Source organism: Streptomyces johnsoniae, assembly GCF_031845565.1.
In the GTDB taxonomy this organism is placed as follows: Bacteria; Actinomycetota; Actinomycetes; order Streptomycetales; family Streptomycetaceae; genus Streptomyces; species Streptomyces johnsoniae.
Genome location: NZ_JAVREV010000024.1, coordinates 1 through 24,724 on the forward strand (window position 1 = coordinate 1; position 24,724 = coordinate 24,724).

General features: G+C 71.9%; 20 protein-coding genes and 4 pseudogenes. 13 read left to right on the plus strand and 11 right to left on the minus strand.

Features of this window, described 5'->3' with window-relative positions; translation table 11 throughout:
• The first annotated feature begins 141 nt into the window (after positions 1 to 141).
• Positions 142 to 744 carry a TetR/AcrR family transcriptional regulator gene (locus RM779_RS30745; protein ID WP_394813432.1) on the plus strand — a complete coding sequence of 201 codons (603 nt, stop codon included), beginning with the start codon at positions 142 to 144 and terminating at the stop codon, positions 742 to 744.
• Here RM779_RS30745 and RM779_RS30750 read toward each other — a convergent pair.
• From RM779_RS30750 to RM779_RS30775, 6 genes and pseudogenes are all read right to left on the minus strand, one after another.
• Entirely contained in the window at positions 707 to 2,695 is a 1,989-nt protein-coding gene (locus RM779_RS30750) for a thioredoxin domain-containing protein (protein ID WP_311621076.1), read from the minus strand. The genes RM779_RS30745 and RM779_RS30750 overlap by 38 nt on opposite strands.
• Before the next feature lie 324 nt (positions 2,696 to 3,019).
• On the minus strand, positions 3,020 to 6,109 hold the full coding sequence (locus RM779_RS30755; protein ID WP_311621077.1) for a pectate lyase family protein: 3,090 nt from the start codon (positions 6,107 to 6,109) through the stop codon (positions 3,020 to 3,022).
• A 1,046-nt stretch (positions 6,110 to 7,155) separates the two neighbouring features.
• Positions 7,156 to 7,311: pseudogene (locus tag RM779_RS33910) on the minus strand (IS481 family transposase); the annotation flags it as partial.
• A 348-nt stretch (positions 7,312 to 7,659) separates the two neighbouring features.
• Positions 7,660 to 7,820, minus strand: a pseudogene (locus tag RM779_RS30765) (DUF255 domain-containing protein); the annotation flags it as partial.
• Between the two features lie 25 nt (positions 7,821 to 7,845).
• Positions 7,846 to 8,346, minus strand: a complete 501-nt coding sequence (gene greA / locus RM779_RS30770) for a transcription elongation factor GreA (RefSeq protein ID WP_077059345.1) — start codon at positions 8,344 to 8,346, stop codon at positions 7,846 to 7,848.
• Positions 8,347 to 8,509: 163 nt separating this feature from the next.
• The gene (locus tag RM779_RS30775) at positions 8,510 to 8,932 is read right to left on the minus strand and encodes a DUF4307 domain-containing protein (protein WP_311621078.1); all 423 of its coding nucleotides are present in this window, start codon (positions 8,930 to 8,932) and stop codon (positions 8,510 to 8,512) included.
• A 148-nt stretch (positions 8,933 to 9,080) separates the two neighbouring features.
• Here RM779_RS30775 and mca point away from each other — a divergent pair, with 148 nt between their 5' ends.
• Positions 9,081 to 9,953, plus strand: coding sequence for a mycothiol conjugate amidase Mca (gene mca / locus RM779_RS30780; protein WP_311621079.1), 873 nt, complete (start codon positions 9,081 to 9,083; stop codon positions 9,951 to 9,953).
• 4 nt (positions 9,954 to 9,957) lie between these two features.
• Entirely contained in the window at positions 9,958 to 10,155 is a 198-nt protein-coding gene (locus RM779_RS30785; protein ID WP_311621080.1) for a hypothetical protein, read from the plus strand.
• Positions 10,156 to 10,216: 61 nt separating this feature from the next.
• Here the strand turns inward: RM779_RS30785 and RM779_RS30790 are convergent, their stop codons facing one another.
• The 4 genes from RM779_RS30790 to ilvA form a co-directional block, all read right to left on the minus strand.
• Positions 10,217 to 13,489 carry a tetratricopeptide repeat protein gene (locus RM779_RS30790; protein ID WP_311621081.1) on the minus strand — a complete coding sequence of 1,091 codons (3,273 nt, stop codon included), beginning with the start codon at positions 13,487 to 13,489 and terminating at the stop codon, positions 10,217 to 10,219.
• A gap of 189 nt (positions 13,490 to 13,678) precedes the next feature.
• Positions 13,679 to 14,473 carry an ABC transporter permease gene (locus RM779_RS30795; RefSeq protein ID WP_079252393.1) on the minus strand — a complete coding sequence of 265 codons (795 nt, stop codon included), beginning with the start codon at positions 14,471 to 14,473 and terminating at the stop codon, positions 13,679 to 13,681.
• Positions 14,474 to 14,547: 74 nt separating this feature from the next.
• Complete coding sequence (locus tag RM779_RS30800; protein ID WP_311621082.1) at positions 14,548 to 15,579, minus strand: ATP-binding cassette domain-containing protein; 1,032 nt, start codon at positions 15,577 to 15,579, stop codon at positions 14,548 to 14,550.
• 140 nt (positions 15,580 to 15,719) lie between these two features.
• On the minus strand, positions 15,720 to 16,934 hold the full coding sequence (gene ilvA / locus RM779_RS30805; RefSeq protein WP_311621083.1) for a threonine ammonia-lyase: 1,215 nt from the start codon (positions 16,932 to 16,934) through the stop codon (positions 15,720 to 15,722).
• Between the two features lie 167 nt (positions 16,935 to 17,101).
• Between ilvA and RM779_RS30810 the strand changes: the two genes are divergently transcribed.
• Positions 17,102 to 17,644, plus strand: a complete 543-nt coding sequence (locus tag RM779_RS30810) for a MarR family winged helix-turn-helix transcriptional regulator (RefSeq protein ID WP_311621084.1) — start codon at positions 17,102 to 17,104, stop codon at positions 17,642 to 17,644.
• A gap of 31 nt (positions 17,645 to 17,675) precedes the next feature.
• On the opposite strand, the gene RM779_RS30815 is transcribed toward RM779_RS30810, so the two are convergent.
• Complete coding sequence (locus tag RM779_RS30815) at positions 17,676 to 18,830, minus strand: cystathionine gamma-synthase (RefSeq protein WP_311621085.1); 1,155 nt, start codon at positions 18,828 to 18,830, stop codon at positions 17,676 to 17,678.
• A 131-nt stretch (positions 18,831 to 18,961) separates the two neighbouring features.
• Between RM779_RS30815 and RM779_RS30820 the strand changes: the two genes are divergently transcribed.
• The 9 genes and pseudogenes from RM779_RS30820 (at position 18,962) to RM779_RS30860 (ending at position 24,643) form a co-directional block, all read left to right on the plus strand.
• Positions 18,962 to 20,101 carry a hypothetical protein gene (locus tag RM779_RS30820; RefSeq protein ID WP_311621086.1) on the plus strand — a complete coding sequence of 380 codons (1,140 nt, stop codon included), beginning with the start codon at positions 18,962 to 18,964 and terminating at the stop codon, positions 20,099 to 20,101.
• A 20-nt stretch (positions 20,102 to 20,121) separates the two neighbouring features.
• Positions 20,122 to 20,784 (plus strand): peptide-methionine (S)-S-oxide reductase MsrA, encoded by a 663-nt coding sequence (msrA, locus tag RM779_RS30825; protein ID WP_311621087.1) that lies wholly within the window; start codon positions 20,122 to 20,124, stop codon positions 20,782 to 20,784.
• 98 nt (positions 20,785 to 20,882) lie between these two features.
• Positions 20,883 to 21,236 carry a DUF6247 family protein gene (locus RM779_RS30830; protein ID WP_311621160.1) on the plus strand — a complete coding sequence of 118 codons (354 nt, stop codon included), beginning with the start codon at positions 20,883 to 20,885 and terminating at the stop codon, positions 21,234 to 21,236.
• A complete protein-coding gene (locus tag RM779_RS30835) occupies positions 21,233 to 21,505 on the plus strand; it encodes a hypothetical protein (protein ID WP_311621088.1) in 273 nt (90 codons plus the stop codon). Before RM779_RS30830 ends, RM779_RS30835 begins: the two co-directional genes overlap by 4 nt.
• A 16-nt stretch (positions 21,506 to 21,521) precedes the next feature.
• Positions 21,522 to 21,620, plus strand: a pseudogene (locus tag RM779_RS30840) (peptide-methionine (S)-S-oxide reductase MsrA); the annotation flags it as partial.
• A gap of 455 nt (positions 21,621 to 22,075) precedes the next feature.
• The gene (locus RM779_RS30845) at positions 22,076 to 23,095 is read left to right on the plus strand and encodes a DMT family transporter (protein WP_311621089.1); all 1,020 of its coding nucleotides are present in this window, start codon (positions 22,076 to 22,078) and stop codon (positions 23,093 to 23,095) included.
• 54 nt (positions 23,096 to 23,149) lie between these two features.
• Positions 23,150 to 23,421 (plus strand): annotated as a pseudogene (locus RM779_RS30850) (aspartate-semialdehyde dehydrogenase); the annotation flags it as partial.
• 6 nt (positions 23,422 to 23,427) lie between these two features.
• Positions 23,428 to 23,751: an Asd/ArgC dimerization domain-containing protein gene (locus tag RM779_RS30855; RefSeq protein ID WP_311621161.1), complete on the plus strand. Its 324-nt coding sequence runs from the start codon at positions 23,428 to 23,430 to the stop codon at positions 23,749 to 23,751.
• A 91-nt stretch (positions 23,752 to 23,842) separates the two neighbouring features.
• The gene (locus RM779_RS30860; protein ID WP_394813428.1) at positions 23,843 to 24,643 is read left to right on the plus strand and encodes an amino acid kinase family protein; all 801 of its coding nucleotides are present in this window, start codon (positions 23,843 to 23,845) and stop codon (positions 24,641 to 24,643) included.
• Positions 24,644 to 24,724 lie beyond the last annotated feature (81 nt).

The following is a 24,724-nucleotide window of genomic DNA, read 5'->3' on the forward strand; positions in this document are numbered from 1 at the left end:
CCCGGCCGTCGACGCTCCCGCCGCGGGAGAAACCCGCACAGGCCCCGCCCGCCCGCGCCCCCGCCCGCGCCCCCGCCCCCGCCCCCGCCGGCCACACGGCCCGGCCTGCGCGAACGCAAGAAGCAGCGCCCCCGGCACGCGATCCGCCGGGCCGCGTACCGCCTCTTCGCGGAACAGGGCTACGACGCCACCCGGGTCGACCAGATCGCCGAGGCCGCCGAGGTCTCCCCGAGCACGGTGTTCAGGTACTTCCCGACCAAGGAGGACATCGTCCTCACCGACGACAACGACAACGACATCGTCCTTGAGGCCGCCCTGCGCGCGCGCCCCGCGCACGAGCCACCCCTGACGGCGCTCGGCGAGGCGCTGCGCGTCTCGATCCACGAGGTCTGGTCCGCGCCCGGCGCCCGCGCCGTCACCGAACAGCGGCTGCGCCTGGTCCGCACCGTGCCCGCGGTGCGCGCCCGCCTGGACGAGAGCTTCGCCGCCACCGGCGAACGCGTGGCCGCCATCCCGGCCGAGCGCACCGGCCGCTCCCCCGACGAGCTGGAGCTGCGCGTCTTCATCGGCGCCGCCCTCGGCGGCCTGCGCGAAGTGCTGCTGCACTGGGCCGCGGGCGACCTCGCCGAAGACCTGATGGGCCTGCTCGACCGCGGCATAGACGTACTCGAACACGACCTCGCGGACGACGCGGCCCCGCCGCCGCTCAGGCCAGCTGCGCCGCCAGCGACTCCGGGTCCGTGACGGGCGCGGCGCAGACGAAGCCGCGGCACACGTACGCCGCGGCGCGGCCCTCGCGCAGCGGGCGCCCGGCCAGCAGCGGCGGCGGGTCCGCGTCGTCCGGCTCGCCGCGCGCGACGACCGCGCCGGGCGCCGCCGCGCGCAGCGCGGTGCGGTGCAGCGCGTCCGCCGCCGCGTCGCCCCGCGCGCCGACCACCGCGACCTCGCGCGGCCCGTCCACCGCGGCCTCGGCCACCGCGAGACCCCAGCCGGTGAAACGCGGCGCCTGCGGACCGAGCGCCGTCACCACGCCGAGCGCCCGCTCGGCGGCGGCACGGTGCCGGCCGCTGCCGGTGTAGGCGGCGTAGGACAGCAGCGCGCCCGTGGCGGCCGACCAGCCCGATGGCGTCGCGCCGTCCGTCGGGTCCTGCGGGCGGCGGATGAGCCGCTCGGCGTCGTCCGCCGTGTCGAACAGCGTGCCGTCCGCACCGGCGAAACGCGTGAGCACCGTCTCCAGCAGCGCGCCCGCCCGGTCGAGCCACGCCCGCGCGCCCGTCACCGCGTACAGCGCGAGGAAGCCCTCCGCCACATCGCCGTAGTCCTCCAGCACGCCCGCGCCCGGCCCGGCGTGCCCGTCCCTCGACGTGCGAACGAGGCGGCCGTCCGCGTCCAGGTGCACCGCCGCCAGCAGCTCGGCCGCACCCGTCGCCGCCGCCACCAGGTCGTCCCGGCCGAAGCAGGCGCCGGCCTCGGCGAGCGCCGCGATGGCCAGGCCGTTCCACGCGGCGACGATCTTGTCGTCCCGCTCGGGGCGCGGGCGCGCACCGCGGGCGTCGAGCAGCCGCGCCCGCAAACCCTCCGGCGCCTGCGCGCCCGGCAGCCGCAGCGTGCCCTCCTCGCCCGGACCGAAGACGGCCGCGGCCAGCTCCGCGTCGGCGGGCCCGAGCGCGGCCCGCAGCTGCTCGGGCGTCCAGGTGTAGAACGCGCCCTCCGCCGGCCCGCCGCCGTCCGGGGCTTCGCTGTCCGCGTCCAGCGCGGACGCGAACCCGCCCTCATCGGTACGCAGTTCACGCACCAGGAAATCCGCGGTCTCCAGGGCGATCCGGCGGGCGAGCGGCTCGTCGGTGACCCGCCACAGGTGGGTGTACACGCGGGCGAGCAGCGCGTTGTCGTACAGCATCTTCTCGTAGTGCGGCACCGTCCACGTGGCGTCCACCGCGTACCGCGCGAACCCGCCGCCCAGCTGGTCGTAGATACCGCCGCGCGCCATCGCCTCGCACGTCGCCGCCGCGATCCGCAGCGCCTCCCGCGAGCCGGTGCGCACGTGGTGGCGCAGCAGGAACTCCAGCGCCATCGACGGGGGGAACTTCGGCGCCCCGCCGAACCCCCCGTGCGCCTCGTCGAACTCCCCGGCGAGCCCGGCCGCGGCCATCGCCAGCTCCGCCTCGCCCGGCGGCCCAGGTGCGTCGTAGGACAGCCGCCGTTCCGCGAGGTCGGCGGTGATCCGCGCCGCGACCTGGGCGACCTCCCCGCGCCGCTCCGTCCAGGCCGTGTGGACGCCTTGCAGGAGCTGGGTGAACGAGGGGAGCCCGGCGTGCGGCTCCCTCGGGAAGTAGGTGCCGAAGTAGAACGGCTCCCCGTCCGCCGTCATGAACACGGTCATCGGCCAGCCGCCCTGTCCGGTCGCGGCCTGCACGGCGTCCATGTACACGGAGTCCACATCGGGGCGCTCCTCCCGGTCCACCTTCACGGGGAGAAAACGCGCGTTCAGATAGGCGGCGACGGCCTCGTCCTCGAAGCTCTCGTGCGCCATGACGTGGCACCAGTGGCAACTGGCGTACCCCACGCTCAACAGCACCGGCACGTCCCGCCGCCGCGCCTCCGCCATCGCCTCCGCTCCCCATGGCCACCAGTCCACCGGGTTGGCGGCGTGCTGGAGCAGATAAGGCGACTGGGAGTCAGCCAGTCGATTCATACCGGCATCGTCGCACGACCGGGACCGTCCAGCCCACCGCGCGGTGCCGGGCCGACGGGGCCGACCGCATGCCTGGTCAGTCCCGCCGGGGTGATTCGGTGCCGTCCGTGTTCCGCAGTTGACGTCGATGGCCTCGAAGATGCGGTGCTCGCCTGGATCGGATTGTGCAAGCGCTTGCACGCATCTCCTTGTGCGCGGCAGGCGCGCCCGAGATCGGTCCCGTGGCCGCCGGAAGTGGTGACGTGGTGGAGCCGGTCCGTCCCGTCCGTTCGTTCGTTCGGACGGACGGACGGACGAACGGACCGGCACCGTCCGATGGATCGGCTACAGGTTCACCGTGTCCCCTCCTATGGTCACCACCAAGCGGCCGTCGGAGGCGAAGTTCCAGTCCAGGGCCCCGGAGTACGGGGCACACCCGGGCCCGTTCGAGCCGGACCACCACTGGTTTCCGCCGGCGTCGTCGCCGATGATCCGGTCGTTCGACCCGCTGTCGCAGGAGGTGTTGTTCCGGAACGTCGAGTCGCCCGCGTCGAAGTTGTAGTTGCGCTCCTCGTTGCCGATGCTCAGGTTGTTCTCGATCGTCATCGACCCGGGGTTCCGGTTGTAGGTGAAGCCGTGCTTGCCGTTGTCGAAGGCGATGGTCCGCACCACGGTGTGGTCGACCGCGATGTCCTCACCGCCGAGCTTGAACCCGTTGCGGTCGCCGCTGGAGTTCTGCGTGCCGTCCGACAGCGTCCCGTTCTCGTACGAGAGCGAGTCCTCGATGGTGACCGCTCCGATCGGGCCGGTGTCGTCCTTGGTGAACATGTCCCAGCCGTCGTCGATATTGTTGTGGGCCACGCAATACCGGAAGACGTTCCCGGGACCCACGGTGAGTTTCGGCGCGAAGCCGTCGGCGTCCTCGCCGTCGGAGTCGGAGTTGTCGTGCGACTCCGAGCTGATGATGAGGTTGTTCGACGGCCATTCCGAGGACGGCGCACCGGCGGTGTAGCGCGACAGTTGCAGCCCGGTGTCGCGGTTGTGCCGCGTCACCACGCGCTCGATGATGTTGTCGTTACCGCCCAGAAGTATCCCGTTGTCACCGGCGCGTTCGACGACCAGGCCCTGCAGATGCCACCAGTCGCCGCCGATCGCCAGCCCGCGGTTGGCCGAGTCCTCGCTCTGGGCCGAGAAGTTCAGCACCGGGGTCTCGCCCGGGGAGGCGAACAGTTCGGTGCGGTTGCCCGAGGTGCCGTCGTTGCCCGGCTCGATGTGGACCGTCTGCGAGAAGTTGTAGGTCCCTCCGCGCATGTAGATCGTCCCGCCGGGCTCGATCCGGCCGATCGCCGAGGTGAGCGTCGTCGGGTCCGACTCGCTCCCGGAGGCGCCGTCGCTGCCGCCCGGCGCCACGTACAGCGCGTCCCCGGTCGGCGGCGGGTCGTCGCCATCATCCGGCGGGGTGCCGGTCGAGGATTCCAGGTAGTCGATGTTCGGCAGGCCGCCCGAGCCGGTGGCGACCAGCCGGACGGTGTTGGTGCCCGAGCCCAGTTGCGCCGTCAGGGACTTGGTGGACCAGGTGCTCCACGAGCCGGTGGCCTCGAACGAGACCGACTGGACCGTCGAGCCGTTGACGACCAGGTCCGCGGTGCGGGCCGAGGTGCTGCCGTTGGCGAACCCGACCCCCAAGGTCGCCGGGCCGGCACTTGCCGCCTCGATGGTGAACCCCGCGGCCGCGCCGGTGGAGTTGGTGGTGTTGCAGAACCCGGTGCCGGAGTAGCCGGCGTAGTCGGAGTCGATCGTGCCGTCGCACGTCGCCGAGGAGGACTCGGCCTCGAACCGCATCGCCTCACCGTCGTCCGGCGGCTCGGTGGGCCCGCCGTCGTCCGGCGGCGTTCCGGCGTAGGTCTCGAACTCGGCGATCCTCGGCGTGCCGCTCGAGCTGGCGATCTCGAAGTTGATCTTGCTCAGCGATGTCGCGGGGAAGGTGATGACTCCCGCCCCGCTGCCGGAGGCCAGGGCGTCGCCGGTGTCGTGGTTGACGACCCGCCATGAGCCGATGTTGCCTTCGGCGCCTGCCGCCTCGCGGATGTTGATCGTGGACACCGTGGTGTCCGAGCCCCACTTGACCGAGATCCGGCCGGTCGAGCCGGCCGGCGACCAGTAGGTGTTCATGTCGCCGTCGATGACGTTGCCGTAGCTGGTGCCGCCGGCCTTGCTCGAGCCGTCGGCGCCGGCCCCGATGCTGAGGTTGGTGCCGACCGGGGGATCGGTCGGGTCCGGCGGGTCCGGCGGGTCCGGCGGGTCGGTCGGGTCCGGAGGCTCCGCTTCGCAGTTGCCGTCCGAGACCTGCAGGCCGTTGTCGGCTCCCGCCGTCTCGCTCACCACGTCCGGCACGCAGCCGGCGTCGTCGAGGCTGTAGCCGTACGGGATGCTGACGGTGGTGTTGGACCGCGGATCGGGGCCGGCCGGGTAGTTCTCGCTGCCCTCGCTCGACCAGGTCACGTTGTCGTAGATGTTGTCGTTCACCTCCCAGGAGCCGCGCTCGTCGGTGTAGAAGGTGCCCAGGACGTCCTTGGAGTCCTCGAAGTAGTTGTTGTCCACCTTGGCCCGGGCCCCGGCCCGGGAGTTGATCCCGGACTCGACGAGGCCCGCGTAGTGGTTGTTGTACATGTGGGCGATGCCGCCGCGCAGCAGGGGCGTGCGGGAGTTGAGGTTCTGGTACAGGTTGTGGTGGAACGTGACGAAGCCGTTCGACCGGTCGCTTTCACTGGACCCGATGAGGCCGCCACGTTCGGAGTTGCGCAGGATGCTGTAGGACAGGGTCACGTACTGGGTGTTGTTCTTCATGTCGAAGAGGCCGTCGAAGCCCTCGTCCTCGCCGCCCGAGGCCTCCAGGGTGAGGTGGTCGGCCCAGACGTTGCGGACGTTGCTCTCCATGCTGATGGCGTCGCCGCCGTTGGAGGTGGGCGAGCCCGACTTCTTGACGTTCCGGACGGTCACGTTCTGAATGATGATGTTGCTGGAGTCGCGGATGTGGATGCCCAGTTGGTCGAAGACGGCTCCGCTGCCGACCCCGACGATCGTGACATTGCTGACCTCTTTGAGGTCGATCACATCGTCGGCGACGTCGCAGCTGTCGCCCGAGACGTCGCTGGTATTGCCGTGGTTGACAGTCCCTTCGACCTCGATGATGACCGGGGTGCTGGTGCTGGCCCGGTTGCACAGGGCCTCGTTGATCTCGGTTCCCGTGGTGGCCCGCACCGTCTGCCCGCCCGCACCACCGGTCGTCCCGCCGTTCTGCGTCGCGTAGCCGGTGGCGGCGGCGGTGGCGGCGGGTGCCGCCGACGCTCCGGTCGCGGACACCGCCAGACCGGTGACGGCCAGGGCCGTTGTGGTCAGCACGGCACAGAGCCGCGCGGTTAATGGTCTGCTCATGCTTTGTTCTTCCCGTTCGTTGTCGGATACCGGGTACTGCCGTTGCGCGGCCCGCCCGGAGCGGGCGCGCGTCGCGTCGCATGCTGCCTACGGAGAGAGGGCGTCGCCGTTGCCACCCGACACGGCTTGATCACGGCACGCGCTTTGCGGCGGCGACACCCTGTGGACTGCTCCGAACCGGCGGCGGCTCGTACACGTCCCGCGGCGGGCACCGCGGCAGACGCTCCGACCGGTGCGAAACACCTGATACAGAAAGCGCTTTCTAAGTGAGGGAAGCGTAGGACACCCGTGACGAAGTTGACAAGGTTCATGACACTAATGGTGTCCAGGGCTCTCCCCACGTGCGGCGGGCCGAAGGCGCGGACCCGAAGCCGACGCGGTAGCGAGTACGCGGTAGCGAGTACCGTGGCGCCCCTTCGGCCGGGGGTGCGTGTCACCGACACCGTCGAGGGCCCCCTCGCCAGCGACGTGAGCGCCGGTCCTGACGGGGCGACGTACGCGCTCAGCGGCGGCCCGGCACGACGACGGGTTCGCCCTGCCCCCGTCGATATCGGCCGGGCCGGGGCCGTCCCCCGGACGCCCCCCGGAGCCGGCGTCGTGCGGTCGCCCTCTCCACTGCGGGCGGGCGGCCATTCGTCGAGCAGGGTGCGGTGGCAGCGTTCGGCCTTGCCGTTGGTCCGGGGCCGCGCCGGGTGTTCTTGATACAGGCCCGGGCGTTGCCGGTCAGGACGCGTCCGATGGTGAGGAACCCGGCGCAGGTGGCGGCCCTCTCGTCGGGGAGGTCTTGGGTGTAGGCGAGGCGGGTGTGGTCGTCCGGGGCGGTGTGCGGGTAGGCGTATCCGGGGCCGTCGCGGCGGTCCTTGTGCGGGCTGCCGGCCGCCCGGCCCAGGACTTTGTTTCTTGACGTCGATGTGGGCCAGTTCGCCGGGTCGGGCGCGTTCGTAGTGGCGCGCGGGCTCGCCGGTGGCCCGGCCCAGTGCGTCCAGGGCGGGCAACCTCGGCCTTGAGGACGGCCGGGGTGCGGCGGGATCGGTGGTGCCCTCGGCACCCAGGTGCCGGTAGCCGCCCGCCCGGCGGGCAGCGGTGGTGTGGCTGACCTGGACGCGTTCCGTGGCCCGTCGCAACGGTCAGTGGTCGGCCACGACGCACCTGGCCAGACGCAGTCGCCCGGTAGGAGTCAGCGAAGCGTTGCGGTGGACCATGAGGGCCGCCCGTGTGCCGGTGCGGATTTCCCCATCCACACCGAACCCAGAAGGCCCTCACCCCTTCACGCGCCCCGCTCTCCTTGCCCGCCACCGGGCAGGCCGCGGGCGGATCGGGCAAGACCGACAGGAAAGAACGCACGAGCTGAAGCGTCGTGGCGCTCGACCCACCGTTTCCAGCGGACCGCGAGGCACGCTCAACGGCTACGCGGTCCGCAGGCGGCCGGATGCGCCGGTCACGCGAGCACGGCGTCCATTGTTCCCGGCCGGCTTCTCACCGTACGCGCCCACGCCGGTTCCCCATGGCGAAGCGGCAGGTCGGAGCCAGCTGGTCGAGGGCGCCCACCGGCACGAGTGGCAGCTGGCGTATCCCACGCTCAGCGGTACCGGTACGTCCCGCCGCCGCGCCTCCTCGAAGGCCTTTCCGCGCACCACGGCCACCACGCGACCGGGTTGTCCGCGTGTTGGAGCAGGTAGGGCGAGGTCTCGGCGGCGAGTCGATCCGCCATGGGTCGGGTCTGCCTCGCGGCGGGCTCAGCCCGCCTGGTAGGGCTTGGCCTCCAGGACCTTCACGTGCGCGGTGCTCCCGTTGGGCAGCTGGTACTCCGCGTCGTCGCCGACCTTCTTGCCGTTCACGCCGCTGCCCAGCGGCGACTGCGGGGAGTAGGTCTCGATGTCGGAGGTCGCGAACTCCCTGGAGGCCAGGAGGAAGGTCATCGTGTCGTCCGGGTCGCCGTCGAACGCGATCGTCACCACCATGCCGGGCGCCACCACCCCGGTGTCCGCGGGGGCCTCACCGACCTGCGCACTCTCCAGCAGCTGGGTCAGCTGGCGCACGCGCGCCTCCATCTTCCCCTGCTCCTCCTTGGCCGCGTGGTACCCGGCGTTCTCCTTCAGGTCCCCCTCCTCGCGCGCCTGCTCGATCTTCTTGGCGATCTCGATGCGAGCGGGACCCGACAGGTGATCCAGCTCCGCCTTGAGCTGGTCATACGCCTCCTGGGTCAGCCAGGTGACAGTGTCGCTGGTCTGCGTCACAGGTGCTCCTTCGGGGTGAATAGGGAGGGGATAAAAAGGAAGGCCCGTCCCGGACATCTGCGCTCCTGGGCGGGCGATACATCGATCGAAATATCGACTCTAACAACGCCGGTCGATGTCCGGAAGGATTACCCTCCGCTGCCGGGGGCAAACACTGCGGCCCCTAGCCGGCGTCGGCCGGGGCCTGTGAACAGCCCATCAGCTCCGCGGAGGTGGCCCGGCCCGTGGTGCGGAGCGTGACCGTGCGGTGCGCACTGTCGCCGCTCTCGTCGAACCTGAAGTCCGCGCGCCCCACCTCAAGGCCGTCCTCCGCCTGCGCGCGCACCGTACAGACGCCGTCGGTGTCCGCGGGCTTGCGCACCGCGAGGTTCACATCGATCTGCTCGTCGGAGACGACCTGGAATCCGGTCAGCTCCCCCGACACCTTCTGCTCGCCGATGTAGGACACCCCCGCCCAGGCCACGAAGCCGAGCAGCAGGACGCCGAGCACCAGACCGATGATCTTCAGCCGCCGGTCGGTGCGGGCGTCGGCGGCGCCGGAGCGGCCGTACCGGCCCTCGGGAGCCATTGCGCGCACATCAGCCATGACGGTCGGTCCTCGTGGTGAGACGGTCCTTGCGGTGGACGGCGGTCGGCGGGCGGTGGGAAATCCGGAATAGCCCGGCCGGTCCATCAGTCACTATAGAAGGCGTGAGCCGGACCCCGACCACCGACCAGACGACGAGGAATCTGCGTTGACCGAGCAGCTGCGACTCATGGCCGTGCATGCCCACCCGGACGACGAGTCCAGCAAGGGAGCCGCGACCATGGCGAGATATGTGTCCGAGGGCGTGGACGTGCTGGTCGCCACGTGCACCGGCGGGGAGCGCGGCTCCATCCTGAACCCGAAGCTTCAGGGCGACCCCTACATCGAGGAGCACATCCACGAGGTGCGCGCCCGGGAGATGGCCGAGGCCAGGGAGATCCTGGGCGTGAAGCAGGAGTGGCTCGGCTTCGTCGACTCCGGGCTGCCCGAGGGCGACCCGCTGCCGCCGCTTCCCGAGGGGTGCTTCGCCCTCCAGGAGCTGGACGCGGCCACCGAGCCGCTGGTGCGCCTGGTCCGCTCCTTCCGGCCGCACGTGATGACCACGTACGACGAGAACGGCGGGTATCCGCACCCGGACCACATCATGACCCACAAGGTGTCGGTCGCCGCGTTCGAGGCCGCGGGGGACCCGGACCGCTTCCCCGGGGCCGGCGAGCCGTGGCAGCCGCTGAAGCTGTACTACAACCAGGGGTTCAACCGGCCGCGCACCCTCGCCCTGCACGAGGCGATGCTCGCCCGCGGCATGGAGTCGCCGTACGCGGAGTGGCTGGAGCGCTGGGACGACGCGGAGCGGCCCGAGCGGCAGCTGACCACGCGGGTCCCGTGCGCGGAGTTCTTCGCGATCCGCGACAAGGCGCTGATCGCGCACGCCACGCAGATCGACCCGGACGGTGGCTGGTTCCGAGTGCCGCTCGACCTCCAGCAGGAAATCTGGCCGACCGAGGACTACGAGCTGGCCCGCTCGCGGGTGGACACTTCTCTACCCGAGTCCGACCTCTTCGCGGGCATCCGGGAGAATTGAACGCATGAGTGAGTTGCTGCCTCTCGCCGAGGAGCTGAACGAGTACACGGTGACGCCCGGTGTACTGGGCTTCATCGTCTTCGCGATCCTGGGCGTGGGCGTCTGGATACTGTTGAAGTCCATGAGCAAACACCTGGGAAAGGTCGATTTCACGGAGCAGAAGGGCGGCGCCGACGCAGAGCGGCAGCCCTCCCGTTCCTAGGTCCTGTCCTGGCGACGATCACCTCCGGACCCGCCCGTGTGGGAGGGTCCGGGGCCCCGGGTCAGGTGATCGGCGCGCCGATCACGTCCCGGGCGGCGCGTCCTGGCACCATGCCGAGACGCCAGGCGGGCCAGCCCGATTCGGGGCCCTGGCCGCGCTCCAGCATCAGGGCGTAGGCGTGCGCGGCGTCCGTCAGCCGGGGGTCGCGCCTGGGGTGCGGCTCGCGCAGCAATTGCGCCAGCTCCTCCTGGGCGACCGCCTGGCCGACGTCCGAGCCGCCGGGTGAGGCCAGCGGCAGCAGCGTGCAGCGCAGCAGCTGCGCCCAGTCCGCGCCGCGGGCGTCCGGCCCCTCGCCCCAGCCCGCCGTGAACAGGCTCAGGGCCTCGTCGGCTAGTTGGAGGGCCGGCCCGAGGCGTTCGTTCCCCGCCTCGATGACCGCGAGTTCCACGCAGGACCACGCCTCGCCGTGGCCGACGCCGGCCCGCCGGAAGTCGCGGCGCGCGTCGGTCAGCAGCTGCCGGGCGAAGCCGCTGTTGCGCAGCGATCCGGTGGCCTCCGCCCGCATGTCGCGGGTGATGCGCGCCGAGTGGTGGCGCGCGGAGGCCAGGCCGTAGAGGTCCCGCATCCGGCTGAACATGGTCCGCGCCCGCTCCATCGTGCGCACCGCGCCGGCGGTGTCGCCCGCCTCCTCCAGCGCCTGGCCGAGGTCGTACAGCGTCCACGCCTCGCCGCGCGCGTCCTCCGTCTCCCGGTGCCTGGCCAGCGCGGTCTCCAACTGTTCCTGCGCGGCGGTCGCGTCCCCCGCGTGCACCCGCGCCTGGCCCAGCTCCGTCATCGCCCAGGCAACGCCGCGGACGTCCCTCGACCGCTCGTACAGGTCGAGGGCGAGCCGCAGTTCGCGCTCCGCGGCCGGGATGTCGCCCGCGCACAGCAGGGTCTGGCCCAGCTGGAACCGTGTCCACGCCTCGCCGTGCACGCTGCCGCTGCCCTGGTGCAGCCGCAGCGCCTCGCCCAGCATGCCGCGGGCGGCGACGATCCGGCCCCGTTCGCGCTCGACCGCGGCCAGCGCGTGCAGCGTCCAGGCGCGGTCGCCGTCCAGGACCTGGCCGTCCTGGAGCGCGAGCGCCTCGCGCAGCCGGTCGCCCGCCTCGGTGAGCTGCCCCTGGTGCTGGAGCGTGATGCCCAGGTCACGCAGGGCGCGGGCGGTGCCCGCCTCGTTCTGCGCGCGCTGGTAGAGGGTGACGACCGAGCTGAGCGTGGAACGCGCCTTGTCGAGATCGCCGAGCTGCCGGGCGGCGACGCCGGTGCGCCACTGCACGGAGCGCGTCAGCAGGCCCTGGTTGACGGCCTGCGTCAGCTCGTTCAGCTCGCCGAGGCGGTAGAGGTCGCCGCGCAGTAGGCAGTAGTCGCACAGCGCGCCGAGCAGGTGCGAAACGGCCTGGCGGTCGACGCGTTCGTCGGCGTGCCTGAGGGTGGCGGTGATGAAGCTGGTCTCGTCGTCCAGCCAGCGCAGCGCCGCGTCCAGGGAGGCGAAGCCGTGCCCGCCCGCCGCGGCGGGCAGCAGGTCGGCGCGCGTGGAGGTCTTGCCGTCCACCAGCCGGATCACCGTGTCGGCCAGCTCCGCGTAGCTGCGGATCAGCCGTTCCTGCGCGGCGGAACGCTCGCCGTCGCTCTCCTCGTCGAACAGCCGGGCGCGGGCGAAGCGGCGCACCAGGTCGTGCAGGCGGTAGCGGTTGCCGCGGACGTTGCGCAGCAGTCCGGTGCGGGTCAGCTCCTCCAGCTGGCGCGCCGCTTCCTGCTGGCCGACGCCGAGCAGCGCGGCGGCGGCGCGCGCGCCGAGGCTGGCGCGGCCGGCCAGTGCCAGGCGGCGCAGCAGTCTGCGGGCGATCTCCGGCTGGTCGGCGTACCGCATGCGCATGACACGCTCGGGTGCGTCGAGTCCGGCGCCGACGTCCCCGTAGGCGGCCAGGTCCTCGGCGAGCCTGGCCGGGTCGCGCTCGTCCAGGGCCGAACCCGCCATCCGCAGCAGCAGCGGGCGGCCGTCGCACAGTTCGGTGACGCGCCGCCACGCCACCTCGTCGTAGGGGCCCTGGTCGATCGTGGCCCCGTCGGTCACCGAGGCCCGCAGCAGCTCCTCCGACGCCGCCGTTTCCATCGGGCCGAGCGTCATGTGGTGGACGGACGCGGGCAGTTCGGGGTCGAGGGCGAGCGGCTCGGCCGCGGTGACCAGGATCAGCGAGGCGGAACGCACGGGCACGAGGGTGCGGACCTGGTCCGCGTCGGTGGCGTCGTCGAGGATGATGACGACGGGCAGTTCGGCGAGATGCCGGTGGTAGCGCTCGGCGAGCCGGCGCAGCTGCGCGCCGTCGTCGTCCTGCCCGCTGCTCTCGCGGAACAGCAGCTGTTCGCGGGGCGCGCCGAGGCGGTTCATCAGGTGCAGCAGCGCGTCCCGGGTGCGCAGCGGGTCCTCGCTCTGGCCGCGCAGGTCCACCAGGCAGGCGCCGCGGAAGAGTTCGCGCAGCTCGTGGGCCGCCCACCGGGCCAGCATGGTGCGGCCGGAGCCGGACGGGCCGTGCACGACCACGACCGTGGGCCGCGTCTCGGTCCTGGCGCGGTCGCGGTTGACCCACTGGGTGATCTGCGTGAGCTGGCTGCGGCGCCCGATGAACGGGTGGCCCGGATCGGGCAGGCGGTCGAAGGAACGTGCCAGCACGGCGCGGGCGCGGGCCGCACCGCTCTTGTTCCCGACCCGCTGCTGCGGGCGGCTCTCGCGCTTGTCCCGCAGCGGGTCGCGGCGGGGCGCGACGACCCGCTGCTGCTCCAGGTACGGGCGGATGCCGCGCACCTCGACCGCGGAGCGCCAGGCCAGCCGCAACTGCTCGACGCCGCCGGGCTGGTGGCGGCTCCCCGCGGTGCGTTCCGCGGACCACAGGTGGGCCACGACGGCCTGCGCGGCGAAGCCGAGGAGCGCGGCGGCGGCGACGATGGCGGCGTCGGTGAACGCCGTCGCGGCGGACACGTCGATGCTGCCCACGAGCAGGACGGTCGCGAGCGCGGCGGCGCCCGCCGCCCCGGCGAGCCCGCCGACGGCGCGCGGCGTGAACCGGTCGGCGAGCCGGCCGGGCGCGCTGTCCGCCTCGGCCTGGGCGTACGCCGCGTACTCCTCGTGCGCGGGGCGCACGATCTCCGCCAGCTCCCCCCGAGCGCGTTGCAGCAACTGGGCGCCGTCGATGCGCCCCTCGGAACGGCGCACCTCCTCCTCCACCGCGCGCACCAGCAGCCGGTCGGCTTCTGCCCGGTGTCGTTCGCTCAGCACGGTCTGTGTCTGCCGCATCGGCCTGCCTCCCCGTCAGTCGTCCGAACGCATGCCCAACCCGTCCTGTATCACGCTGGATTCGGTCAGATCGTTGCATGCTGGACGCATACTCGGAACGGAAGAGGGAACAACAGGGCCCCCGTTCGATCGCACAGCAATCGAACGGGGGCCTCGCACGGCTCGGCCGTCCCGCGGGCGCGCCCGTGCTCAGCCGGTGGCGCGCTTGTACTTCCGGACGGCGAGCGTGCGGAAGAGCGCGATGATGGCCACCGAGCAGAGCGCGGAGGCCAGCGCCGGGTGCTGCATGGGCCAGGCGTCGGGCGCCTGGTAGCCCGGCGGCAGATTGCCGAACAGCTCGCGCACGGCGAGGACGATGGCACTGAACGGATTCCACTCGGCGACGGGCTGGAGCCATCCCGGCATGTTCTCCGAGGGGACGAACGCCACGGAGATGAAGGTCAGCGGGAACAGCCACACCAGACCGCCGGAGGTGGCCGCCTCCGGCGAACGCACCGAAAGGCCGATGAGCGCGCCGATCCACGTGAACGCGTACCCGAAGAGGAGCAGCAGGCCGAAGGCGGCCAGCGCGTTCAGCACGCCGTCGTTGATCCGCCACCCGACGAGGAAGGCGACGATGGCCAGGACCAGCAGGATCACCGCGGTCTGCGCCAGGTCCGCGAACGTGCGCCCCGTGAGGACCGCACCGCGCGCCATGGGCAGCGAACGGAACCGGTCGATGATGCCCTTCTGCATGTCCTCCGCGATACCGGCGCTCGCGCCCGCGGTCGCGAACGTGACCGTCTGCGCGAAGATGCCGCCCATCAGGAACTCCCGGTAGGCGCCCGCGTCGAGCCCCGCACCCGGAATGTTGATCGAGCCGCCGAAGATGTACGAGAACAGCACCACGAACATGATCGGCTGGATGAGGCCGAAGATCACGACCTCGGGGATGCGCAGCATCCGCAGCAGGTTCCGCTTCGCCACGACCAGGGAGTCCCGCATGCTCTGGGCGAAGGTGATCCGCTCGCCGCTCGGCTGCGGCGCCCGCCTCGGCGCGGTGCCTTGCGCGGTGATACTCACTGGCTCTCCTCATTCTTCGCCGGGGCGGCGGACGCCGCGGCCCCGCCCGTCGTGTCGGTGCCGCCCGCCGTGCCGGCCGGTGCCGCCTCCTCGGTGGCGTGGCCGGTCAGCGAGATGAAGACGTCGTCGAGCGTCGGGCGGCGCAGGCCGATGTCGTCGATCTCGATGCCGCGGCTGTCCAGCTCGCGGATGACCTCGGCCAGCAGCTTGGCGCCGCCCGCCGCGGGAACGCTCAGCTTCCTGGTGTGCTCGACGAGCGTCGTCTCGCCGTCCCCGAGGCGCCGCAGCACCTCCTCCGCGGTGCCGATGTGCTCGCGGTCGTGCACGACGACCTCGACCACGTCGCCGCCCGTCTGGTCCTTCAGCTGGTCGGAGGTGCCGCGGGCGATGACCTTGCCGTGGTCCACGACGGCGATCGTGTCGGCGAGGTGGTCGGCCTCCTCCAGGTACTGCGTGGTCAGCAGCAGCGTCGTGCCGCCCGCCACCAACTCCTGGATGACCTCCCACAGCTGCTGCCTGTTCCGCGGGTCGAGACCGGTGGTCGGCTCGTCCATGAACATCACCGGCGGGCTGACGACCAGCGCGGCGGCCAGGTCGAGCCGGCGGCGCATGCCGCCGGAGTAGGTCTTCGCGGTGCGGTCGGCGGCCTCCGCCAGGTTGAACCGCTCCAGCAGCTCCGCGGCCCGCCGCTTCGCGTCCCGGCTCGACAGCTGGTAGAGCTGGCCCACCATCTGAAGGTTCTCCCGGCCGGTCAGATACTCGTCGACGGCGGCGAACTGGCCGGACAGACCTATGGAACGGCGCACCTCGTTCGGATACTTGAGGACGTCGAGTCCCGCGACCTCCGCACGGCCGCTGTCGGGCTGCATGAGTGTGGTCAGGACGCGCACGGTGGTGGTCTTCCCCGCGCCGTTCGGCCCGAGCAGGCCGAGCACGGTGCCCTCAGGAACGTCGATGTCGACGCCGTCCAGTGCCCTGACATCGCCAAAGGTCTTCACCAGACCTTCGGCGTAGATGGCGCCTGGCATGTGGTCTCCCAGTGTGGAATGGCAGGGTTTCAGCGTGACCCGCGAGAGGCGGGGCCGCCAGTGTAGGCTAACGCGATGTATCGCGTTAGCGATTTATTTCGCGGGAGGCCGGCGCCCGTCACCGGACCGCTCGCCCGCCGTCAGCCGAGGATGCGGTGCCCCGCACGCCGCAGGCTCTCCGTCACCTCCGCGCAGTGCCGCGGACCCTGGGTCTCCAACTGAAGCTCGACCTCCGCCTCGCTCACGCCGAGACCCGGATCGGTCCTGACGTGATTGACGGCTAGCACGTTAGCGTCGGCCACTGACAATTCCCCGAGCAGCGCCGCCAGCACCCCCGGCCGGTCCGGCACGCGCAGCCGCAGCGACAGGTAGCGCCCCGCCGCCGCCATCCCGTGCCGCAGGCTGCGGTCGAGGACCACGGGGTCGACGTTCCCGCCCGAAAGGACGGCGACCACCGGACCGGTGAACGCCCCGGGGTCGCTCAGCAGCGCCGCCACCGGGCTGGCCCCCGCGGGCTCCACGACCAGCTTGGCCCGTTCGAGGCACAGCAGCAGCGCGCGGGAGAGCGCGTCCTCCGAGACGGTGCGCACCTCGTCCACCAGGTCGGCGATGATCCGGAACGGCACGTCGCCCGGCCTGCCGACCTTCATCCCGTCCGCCATCGTCGACACCTCGGGCAGCGCCACCGGCCGCCCCGCCGCCAGCGAGGGCGGATAGGCCGCCGAGCCCTCCGCCTGCACCCCGACGATCCGCACGTCGGGCCGCAGCGACTTCACCGCGAGCGCCACCCCGGCCGCGAGGCCGCCGCCGCCGACGCCCACCACGATGGTGCGCACCTCGGGGCACTGCTCCAGGATCTCCAGGCCGAGCGTGCCCTGACCGGCCACCACGTCCGGGTGGTCGAAGGGGTGGATGAGCACCGCCCCCGTCGTCTCGGCGTACTCCTGCGCCGCGGCCAGCGTCTCGTCCACCACCTGCCCGTGCGGCCGCACCTCGGCGCCGTACTCCCGGGTCGCCGCCACCTTCGGCAGCGGCGCGCCCACGGGCATGAACACCGTCGAGCGCACGCCCAGCAGCTCCGCGGCGAGCGCCACGCCCTGCGCGTGGTTCCCCGCGCTCGCCGCGACCACGCCGCGGGCGCGCTCGGCCGCGTCGAGGCCCGCGATCCTGGTGTAGGCGCCGCGGAGCTTGAAGGAGCCGGTCCGCTGGAGGTTCTCGCATTTGAGCCGGACGGGGGCGCCGATCAGCCGGCCGAGATGACGGCTGCCCTCCAGCGCCGTCACGCGCGTGATGCCGGTGAGCGTCTTCTGGGCGGCGAGCACGTCGGCCAGGCCGGGCCGGTGGGGAGCGGACATGCCGCAAGTCTCGCAGGCGCCCGCGGCACGGGCCCGGCCGGTGCGCCCCGATCGCCGCCGCCCGATCGCCGCCGCCGGATCGGCCATTGGGCATTCGCGGGCCCGCCGGGCGGCGTACGCTGTGCCAACCCCGGACCCACTCCGCTTCCGCCGACCCACCCCAGGACATGACGCCCGAATCGACGACAGACCACCTGCCCGACGTCACGGTGCTCGACGCACTCCAGCACGAGGTGGCCCTCTTCGCGCGGCGCGCCGAGCAGACCCGCCTCGGCGGGCTCGGCGCGGCGCGCGACTCGATGGACCGCGCGGCCTACCTGCTGCTCAGCAGGCTCGACCAGGACGGACCCGCCGGGGTCAAGGCCCTGGCCGCCCGGCTCGGCATCGACTCCTCGACGGTCACGCGGCAGGTCGCCCCGCTGGTCGACGCGGGCCTCGTCCACCGCACCGCGGACCCGGCGGACGGCCGTGCCGTGGTCCTGGCCCTCTCGCCGCCCGGCGCCGACCGCCTCGCCGAGGTGCGGTCCTCGCGCCGCCGGCTGATCGCCGTGCTCACCGCGGACTGGACCGGGGAGGAGCGCGCGGCCTTCCGCACGCTCCTCACTCGCTTCAACGCATCCGTCACGCGGCTCCAGGCCGCCGGAGCGGAGTCAGGTCCCGAAACCGGACCCGAGACCGGTCCCGAGACCGGTCCCGGGGCAGGCACGTAGGCCGGTCCCGAGGCCGGCCGCCCCGCGCCTCTCAGCCGAGAGCCCGGGTGAGGTCGTCCAGGAGGTCGTCCACGGCCTCGATACCGACCGAGAGCCGCACCAGATCGCCGGGCACCTCGAGCGCGGAGCCCGCCACCGAGGCGTGCGTCATGCGGCCGGGGTGCTCGATCAGCGACTCGACGCCGCCCAGGGACTCGGCCAGCGTGAACAGCCGCGTCCGGTTGCACACCTCGACCGCCGCCGCCTCGCCGCCCGCCACCCGGAACGACACCATCCCGCCGAAGCCCCGCATCTGCTTCGCGGCCGTCTCGTGCCCCGGGTGCGCGGGCAGGCCCGGGTAGTACACCTGGAGCACCTTCGGGTGCGCCGTCAGGGCCTCCGCGATCCGCCCCGCGTTCTGCCCGTGCCGGTCCATCCGCACGGCCAGCGTCTTGATGCCGCGCATCACCAGCCACGAGTCGAACGGCCCCGCGATGGCGCCCATCGCGTTCTGGTGGAACGCCAGCTCCTCGCCCAGGCCCGTGTCCGACGTGACCAGCGCGCCGCCCACCACGTCGGAGTGCCCGCCCAGGTACTTGGTCGTGGAATACACCACCACGTCGGCGCCCAGCGCCAGCGGCTGCTGGAGGTACGGGCTGGCGAACGTGTTGTCGACGACCAGCCGCGCCCCCGCCGTCCTGGTGAGGTCCGCCACCACGGCGATGTCCGTGATGCCGAGCAGCGGGTTGGACGGGGTCTCCACCCAGACCAGCTTCGTCTCCGGCCGCAGCGCGGCCCGCACCGACGCCGGGTCCGTGGTGTCCGCCACGGACCACTCCACACCCCAGCGCTCGACGACCTTGGCCACGAGCCGGAACGTGCCGCCGTAGGCGTCGTTCGGGATCAGCAGATGGTCCCCCGGCTTCAGCACCGTGCGCAGCAGGCAGTCCTCCGCGGCAAGACCCGAGGCGAACGCCAGCGCCCGCCCCCCGCCCTCGATCGCCGCCAGATTCTCCTCAAGGGCGGTGCGGGTCGGGTTCGCGGACCGGCTGTACTCGTAACCGCCGCGCAGGCCCCCGACGCCGTCCTGCTTGAACGTCGAGGACTGATGGATGGGCGGGACCACCGCCCCGGTGACCGCGTCGGGCTCCTGCCCGGCGTGGATGGCGGCGGTCTCGAAGTGCCGCCGCAAACGCTGCTCGTTCATGACTCCACGGTAGTGCGCCGTACGGTGGAGTCACTGCCGTATCCGGCTCGCCACCGCACCCGGCATAAGGTGTTCACACACGCCGAGCCGCTATGCACCACACACGCCGAACGAGGGGGAGCCGCGCCGCCATGGAAGCCTTGTTGCTGCTGATCGTCCTGGTCACCGTCTTCGGTGTCGTCATCATGCCCATGCTGCGCCGGCGCAGGGAGCGCCAGGAGTTCGAACGCACCGCGGCGGCGGCCGAGGCGCAGACCGGCCCGCTGGGCCGGACCCGCGACCCCCTCTCGCTGGCCAAGGACGGCGAGCCGGCCGCCACCACCGGGCTCGTTCCGGTCGAGCAGCTCGACGTGCGCCTGCCAGGGCCCGACGAGGAGCTGGTCACGGCCCTCGACGAGGCACAGCGCACCCAGGGCTGGCGCCCCGTGGGCCAGCTCCTCGCCCTCACCGACGACAGCGAGCAGCGCTGGCAGCGCGTGCAGTCGCTGGCCGGCGCCGCGGCCATGGAGCTGGCCACCTGGCGCGCCGCGGGCGAGCCGCCCGGCGGGAAGGACGCGGGCTGGCTGCGCACGTGGCGCGCCGAGGAGCCGAACGACGCGGGTGGCGCGCAGGTGTACGCGCAGTTCCTGGTGTGGCAGGCCATGGCCGACCCGGGCGCGGCCGAGCACCGCATCATCCTGGAGGAGGCCCGAACGGTCTGCGCCGAGGCGGCCCGGCTGGCGCCGGACGACCCGGCCCCGTACATCACGGAGCTGTTCATCGCCCGCGGGCTCAGCTACCGCAAGCCGGACTTCGAGGCGCTGTGGGGCAAGGTCACGCAGCGTGACCCCGCGCATATGGGCGCCCACCTCGCCGCGCTGCCCTACCTGTCCGAGAAGTGGCACGGCTCCCGCACGGAGGCCGACGCGTTCGCCACGTCCGCGGCGGCCGGCGCGCCCAAGGGCAGTCTGCTGGCGGCCCTGCCGCTGTTCGCGGTCTACGACCACCTGCCCGACGTGCAGCTTTCGCAGGGGATGTACCAGGGCGCGGTCGTCTCGGACGCGATCGAGGCGGCCCAGTTCGCCGTGAACAGCGTCCGCCCCGGTCACCCGGTGGAGCCGCACGTGCGCCACCTGCTGCTGTGTTTCCTGGTGCGCGCGGAGCGGTACCCGGAGGCGGCGGAACAGGTACGGGCGATCGACGGTTATGTAGGAGCGATCCCCTGGGTGGACGGCGAGAACCCGGCCGGGCAGTACGCCGCCTACCGCGCCATGGCCATCGCCCGGCAGTGAGCAGAGGAAGACCGATAACCATGCTGCATGCCTTCAAGACACGCATCCCGACCAGCGAGGAAGCACTCCCCGGCCGGGACCGGCTCCCGTTCTCCGTCCCGGAGCGGCACACCGTCCTGGGCACCGCCCTCCAGGGGCCCTACCCGGAGGGCTTCGAGGTGGCCGATTTCGCACTCGGCTGCTTCTGGGGCGCCGAGCGCCGCTTCTGGCAGACCGAGGGCGTCTGGACCACCCTGGTCGGCTACCAGGGCGGCACCACGGCCAACCCGACGTACGAAGAGGTGTGCTCCGGCATGACCGGCCACACCGAGGCGGTGCGGGTCGTCCACGACCCGGCGAAGGTCAGCTACTCCGACCTGCTGAAGGTCTTCTGGGAGTCGCACGACCCGACCCAGGGCTTCCGCCAGGGCAACGACATCGGCACCCAGTACCGCTCGGCGATCCACACCCACTCCGACGCACAGCAGACAGCGGCCGAGGAGTCCAGGGCCGCCTACCAGAAGGTCCTCGCGGACTCCGGCTACGGCGAGATCACCACAGAGATCCTCCCCGCGGCCCCCCGCCCCTTCTACCCGGCCGAGGGCTACCACCAGCAGTATCTGGACAAAAACCCGGCCGGCTACTGCGGCCTCGGCGGCACGGGCCTCGCCTGCCCGATCGGCGTGGCGCGGGCCGAGGGCTGAGCGGGCGGGGCCCCGCCCGTCACCCGTTCGGAGGGCTGTGGCGGCATCCGCCGGATACGCTGCCCACAGGGAGCAGAATCCCACCCATGGGAGACGCCATGACCACCTCCGCCGCGGGACAACCACTCATCCCGCAACCGCCCGCGACCGTGACTGCGCTACGGCAGGCCGTTGCGCAGATCGCGCCCGCCGCCCTGCCGGCCTTCGCACGGGAGTTGGACCAGGCGGCCGACCAAGCGCGCCAGGGCTCCGACCTGGCACCGCTGCGGCGCTTCGTCGCCCAGTGGGCGGTCTACGTACATATCCAGCGGCAGCCGCACCTCGCCCAACGACTGCGGCACCTGGAAGACACCGCCACCGCGGGGGACGCCGAGCAGGCCCGCAAGGCGGCGTCCGAGATCGGCCGCATCCTGGACGACGCGCACGCCGCGTTCTCCTCGTCCCAGCGGTGACCGACGCCTGGCGCTGGGAGTACGACCCGGACAGCGCGCATGTCGTCGACGGGATTCCCGCGCGGATCGTCACGGAGGTGGAACGCCTCGTCGCCCAGCTCGTCGAACTGGCCGACACAGGCGTCGACATCACCGACCCGGGTAACGGACCACGCACCGGCGGCCTGCGCCGCATGGACGCGGCGGGCGGCTGGTTCTACTTCCTGGCCTCCCCCAGGGAGCACCTGATCGTCGTCGTGCGGATCGTCCCGCCCTTCGAGCACCTGTGAGGCAGTGCTGAGCGGCGATTCCAGCCACCAGCAGTATCTGGACAAGAACCCGGCCGGCTGCTGCGGCCTCGGCGGCACGGGCCTCGCCTGCCCGATCGGCGTGGCGCGGGCCTGAGCGGCCGGCGGCCGCGGGGAGAAAGATGCTGGTGGAAGGCGAGTTCACGTCCGCCTATCGACAGCCTTGATGGAAGCATCGATTTCGTTCGCCAGTGGACCGTGGACTGGCAATTGCCTGCACTCGTAGATTTCAGTTCGTCAGCTTCTCCGACCTTCGGACGGAAGTAATGAACGAGCTATCCCAGAGATCCGCAAGGCCCCTGCACTGACGTTTCACCTGCTCGCGCCGGCCGATCGGCAGCCTCGATGAGGGCATCGATTTCGTTCCCCAGGGGAGCGTGGACCGGGCCCCGCCGGAGCTCGTAGCTTTTTATACGCCAGCTTCTCGGAGCGGACGATGGGGGACCATCGCGACGCTGCCGACCGGCACCGCCCCACCTCATCTTCCGCCCCGCACCGACTTCCGCGCCGAACGCCGGAAGAACGGGATTGCCCCCAGATCAGGAGTATGACATGAGCACGACAGAAACGCCCATGCGTCCGGAGACGCGCGGAGCGATCGAACTGACGGCGGCCATGCTGCTGTCGGGCACCCTCGGCGTCTTCGTCGTCGAGTCCGGCGCCTCCCCGTTCAACGTGGTCTTCTACCGCTGCGTGTTCGGCACCTTCTTCCTCGGCCTGTACTGCCTGATCCGCGGCTTCTTCAAGAACCACGGCTTCACCGCGAAGAAGCTCGGCCTGGCCGCACTCGGCGGCGTGTTCATCGTCTTCAACTGGGCGTTCCTCTTCGAGTCCTACGAGTCGACGTCCATCTCGGTGGCCACCGTCGTCTACCACACCCAACCATTCTTCGTGGTCCTGCTCGGGGCTGTGCTGTTCAAGGACCGCATCACCGCGCACAAGGCGGGATGGCTGGTCGTCGCCTTCCTGGGCCTCATCCTCGTCGCCGGCGTCTCGTCCTCCGACCTCTCCGGTGACAGCGCCTACCTGACCGGACTCGGATACGCCCTGCTGGCCGCCCTCTTCTACGGTCTGTCGACGATCATCACCAAGCGCGTGACCGGAGTGCGGCCCCACCTCGTCGCCCTCGTCCAGGTGCTGCTGGGCATCCCGCTGCTGCTGCCCTTCACCACGCTCAGCGAGAGCGCCCAGTTCGGCTCCGGCTGGGCCTGGCTCGTCGGCCTCGGCGTCATCCACACCGGCGTGATGTACGTCCTGATGTACTCCTCGTACCAGAAGCTGCCGACCTCGAAGATCGCCGTGCTGGCCTTCGTGTACCCCGCCGCCGCCATGATCTGCGACTGGGCGGTCTACGGGCACCACGTCTCCTGGACCCAGGCGCTGGGCATCCCGCTCATCGTCGGTGCCTCCCTCGGTATCAGCCTCGGCTGGCGCCCCCGCCTGCGCCCGGCCTCCGTCCCCGTGGCCCCGGCGCAGCCGGGACCGGACACCACGGTCGCGGAGGAAGCGAAGGAACTCGCCGCCACCGCCCCGGCGCAGGACTCCGCCGCCCGCAAGCGCACCACCGTCTGAAAGGAAACCCCTGCCATGCCTCGCGTCACCGATCCCACCGCACCGCGTGTCGCCATGGTCGGCGCCACCGGAGTGGTCGGCACCACCCTCCTCCAGCTCATCGAGGAACGCGACTTCCGTTACCGCGAACTGCACCTGGTCGCCTCCGCCCGCTCGGCCGGGCGGGAGGTGACCGCGGAGGGGCACACCTACCGGGTGCAGGACCTGGACGGCTTCGACTTCTCCGGCGTCGACGTCGCGTTCTTCTCCGCCGGGGCCGGCGTGAGCAGGACCTTCGCGGTGAAGGCCGCCGCCCAGGGGCCCTGGTCATCGACAACACCAGCGCCTTCCGGATGGACCCCGACAGCCCGCTGGTCGTCCCGCAGGTCAACGCGCACGAGCTGGACGCCCGCCCGGCCAGTGGCATCATCGCCAACCCGAACTGCTCCACCATCCCGCTGGTCCGGCTGCTCGCGCCGGTCCAGGAACGCTGGGGCATACGCCAGGCCGTCGTCAGCACCTACCAGGCGGCCTCGGGCGCGGGCTACTCCGGCATCGAGGAGTTGCGCGCCGGCGCCCGCACCGTTCTCGACGATCCCGACAGCGCCGGCGTGACCGGAACCTTCTCCCCGTCCCTCGCCTTCGACGTCACCCGGGCATCGACCGCCTCCGGATGACGCCACCGGAGCCGGACTGCTGCCCCTGCCCGACACCATCAGCGCCCACCTGCTGTCCACCGCCCTGCACCGGGCCGGGATCACGGCGACCGTGCTCGCCGGACACCAGCAGGGCCTGGTCACCGACGCCACGTTCATGTGGGCCAGGGTGGAACGGCTGGATGCCGCCCCGCTCCGGCAGGCCCTCGACCAGCACCAGGTCGTCATCATCCCCGGCGGCCAGGCCGCCGACCAGCACGGCCGTCCCACCTGGCTCGGCAAGAACAGCTCCGACCTGTCGGCCGTCCTCGTCGCCGCGGCGCTGGGCGCCGAACGCTGCGAGGTGCACTCGGACGTCGACGGCATCTACAGCGCGGACCCGAACGCGGTCAACGGCGCCCGCCTGCTGTCCGAGGTGGCATACGACGTCGCCGCCCTGATGTCGCTGTACGGCGCCAAGGTCCTGCACCGCAGGTCGGTAAGGACCGCCAAGCAGCACGGCATCACACTGGTCTGCCGCCACAACCGGGCGCCCTTCCCCTCCGGCACGGTCATCGGCAGCACGGGCGCTCCGACCGCGAGCGTCGTGCTGAACACGAAATCCACGGTCCTCGCCTACGACACCACGGCGCAGGCGAACCGGGCGCACAGCGTCTTCCACACCGAAGGAATCGACACCGTACGCCTGGAGGACGGGCCGCACCTCATCATCGTCGGCGGCTACCTGGACATCGAACGCTGCCAGCGCACCCACGATCTGCCCCGGGCCCGCGCACTGGGCATCCCCGTCACCGAGATCACCGGAAGCCGCGCCATCACCCACATCGCCGACGAGCCCGAGCAGGCCCGCCGGCTCGCGCAGAAACTCCACGACGCACTGCCGGAACCCACCGTCGGAATCCGGGCCCTGTGAACCACCGAACGCACCGCCCCCTGCACCACCCCCCGAACCACCACCTGCACCGCCACCCGAATCACCGCACTCACCATCATG

Coding starts and splice junctions, on each gene's coding strand:
- RM779_RS30750 (WP_311621076.1), bottom strand. CDS start 2,695: ATGAATCGACTGGCTGACTCCCAGTCGCCTTATCTGCTCCAGCACGCC.
- RM779_RS30755 (WP_311621077.1), bottom strand. CDS start 6,109: ATGAGCAGACCATTAACCGCGCGGCTCTGTGCCGTGCTGACCACAACG.
- RM779_RS30775 (WP_311621078.1), bottom strand. CDS start 8,932: ATGGCTGATGTGCGCGCAATGGCTCCCGAGGGCCGGTACGGCCGCTCC.
- RM779_RS30785 (WP_311621080.1), top strand. CDS start 9,958: ATGAGTGAGTTGCTGCCTCTCGCCGAGGAGCTGAACGAGTACACGGTG.
- RM779_RS30790 (WP_311621081.1), bottom strand. CDS start 13,489: ATGCGGCAGACACAGACCGTGCTGAGCGAACGACACCGGGCAGAAGCC.
- RM779_RS30795 (WP_079252393.1), bottom strand. CDS start 14,473: ATGCGGGACTCCCTGGTCGTGGCGAAGCGGAACCTGCTGCGGATGCTG.
- RM779_RS30800 (WP_311621082.1), bottom strand. CDS start 15,579: ATGCCAGGCGCCATCTACGCCGAAGGTCTGGTGAAGACCTTTGGCGAT.
- ilvA (WP_311621083.1), bottom strand. CDS start 16,934: ATGTCCGCTCCCCACCGGCCCGGCCTGGCCGACGTGCTCGCCGCCCAG.
- RM779_RS30810 (WP_311621084.1), top strand. CDS start 17,102: ATGACGCCCGAATCGACGACAGACCACCTGCCCGACGTCACGGTGCTC.
- RM779_RS30815 (WP_311621085.1), bottom strand. CDS start 18,830: ATGAACGAGCAGCGTTTGCGGCGGCACTTCGAGACCGCCGCCATCCAC.
- RM779_RS30820 (WP_311621086.1), top strand. CDS start 18,962: ATGGAAGCCTTGTTGCTGCTGATCGTCCTGGTCACCGTCTTCGGTGTC.
- msrA (WP_311621087.1), top strand. CDS start 20,122: ATGCTGCATGCCTTCAAGACACGCATCCCGACCAGCGAGGAAGCACTC.
- RM779_RS30830 (WP_311621160.1), top strand. CDS start 20,883: ATGACCACCTCCGCCGCGGGACAACCACTCATCCCGCAACCGCCCGCG.
- RM779_RS30845 (WP_311621089.1), top strand. CDS start 22,076: ATGAGCACGACAGAAACGCCCATGCGTCCGGAGACGCGCGGAGCGATC.
- RM779_RS30855 (WP_311621161.1), top strand. CDS start 23,428: ATGGACCCCGACAGCCCGCTGGTCGTCCCGCAGGTCAACGCGCACGAG.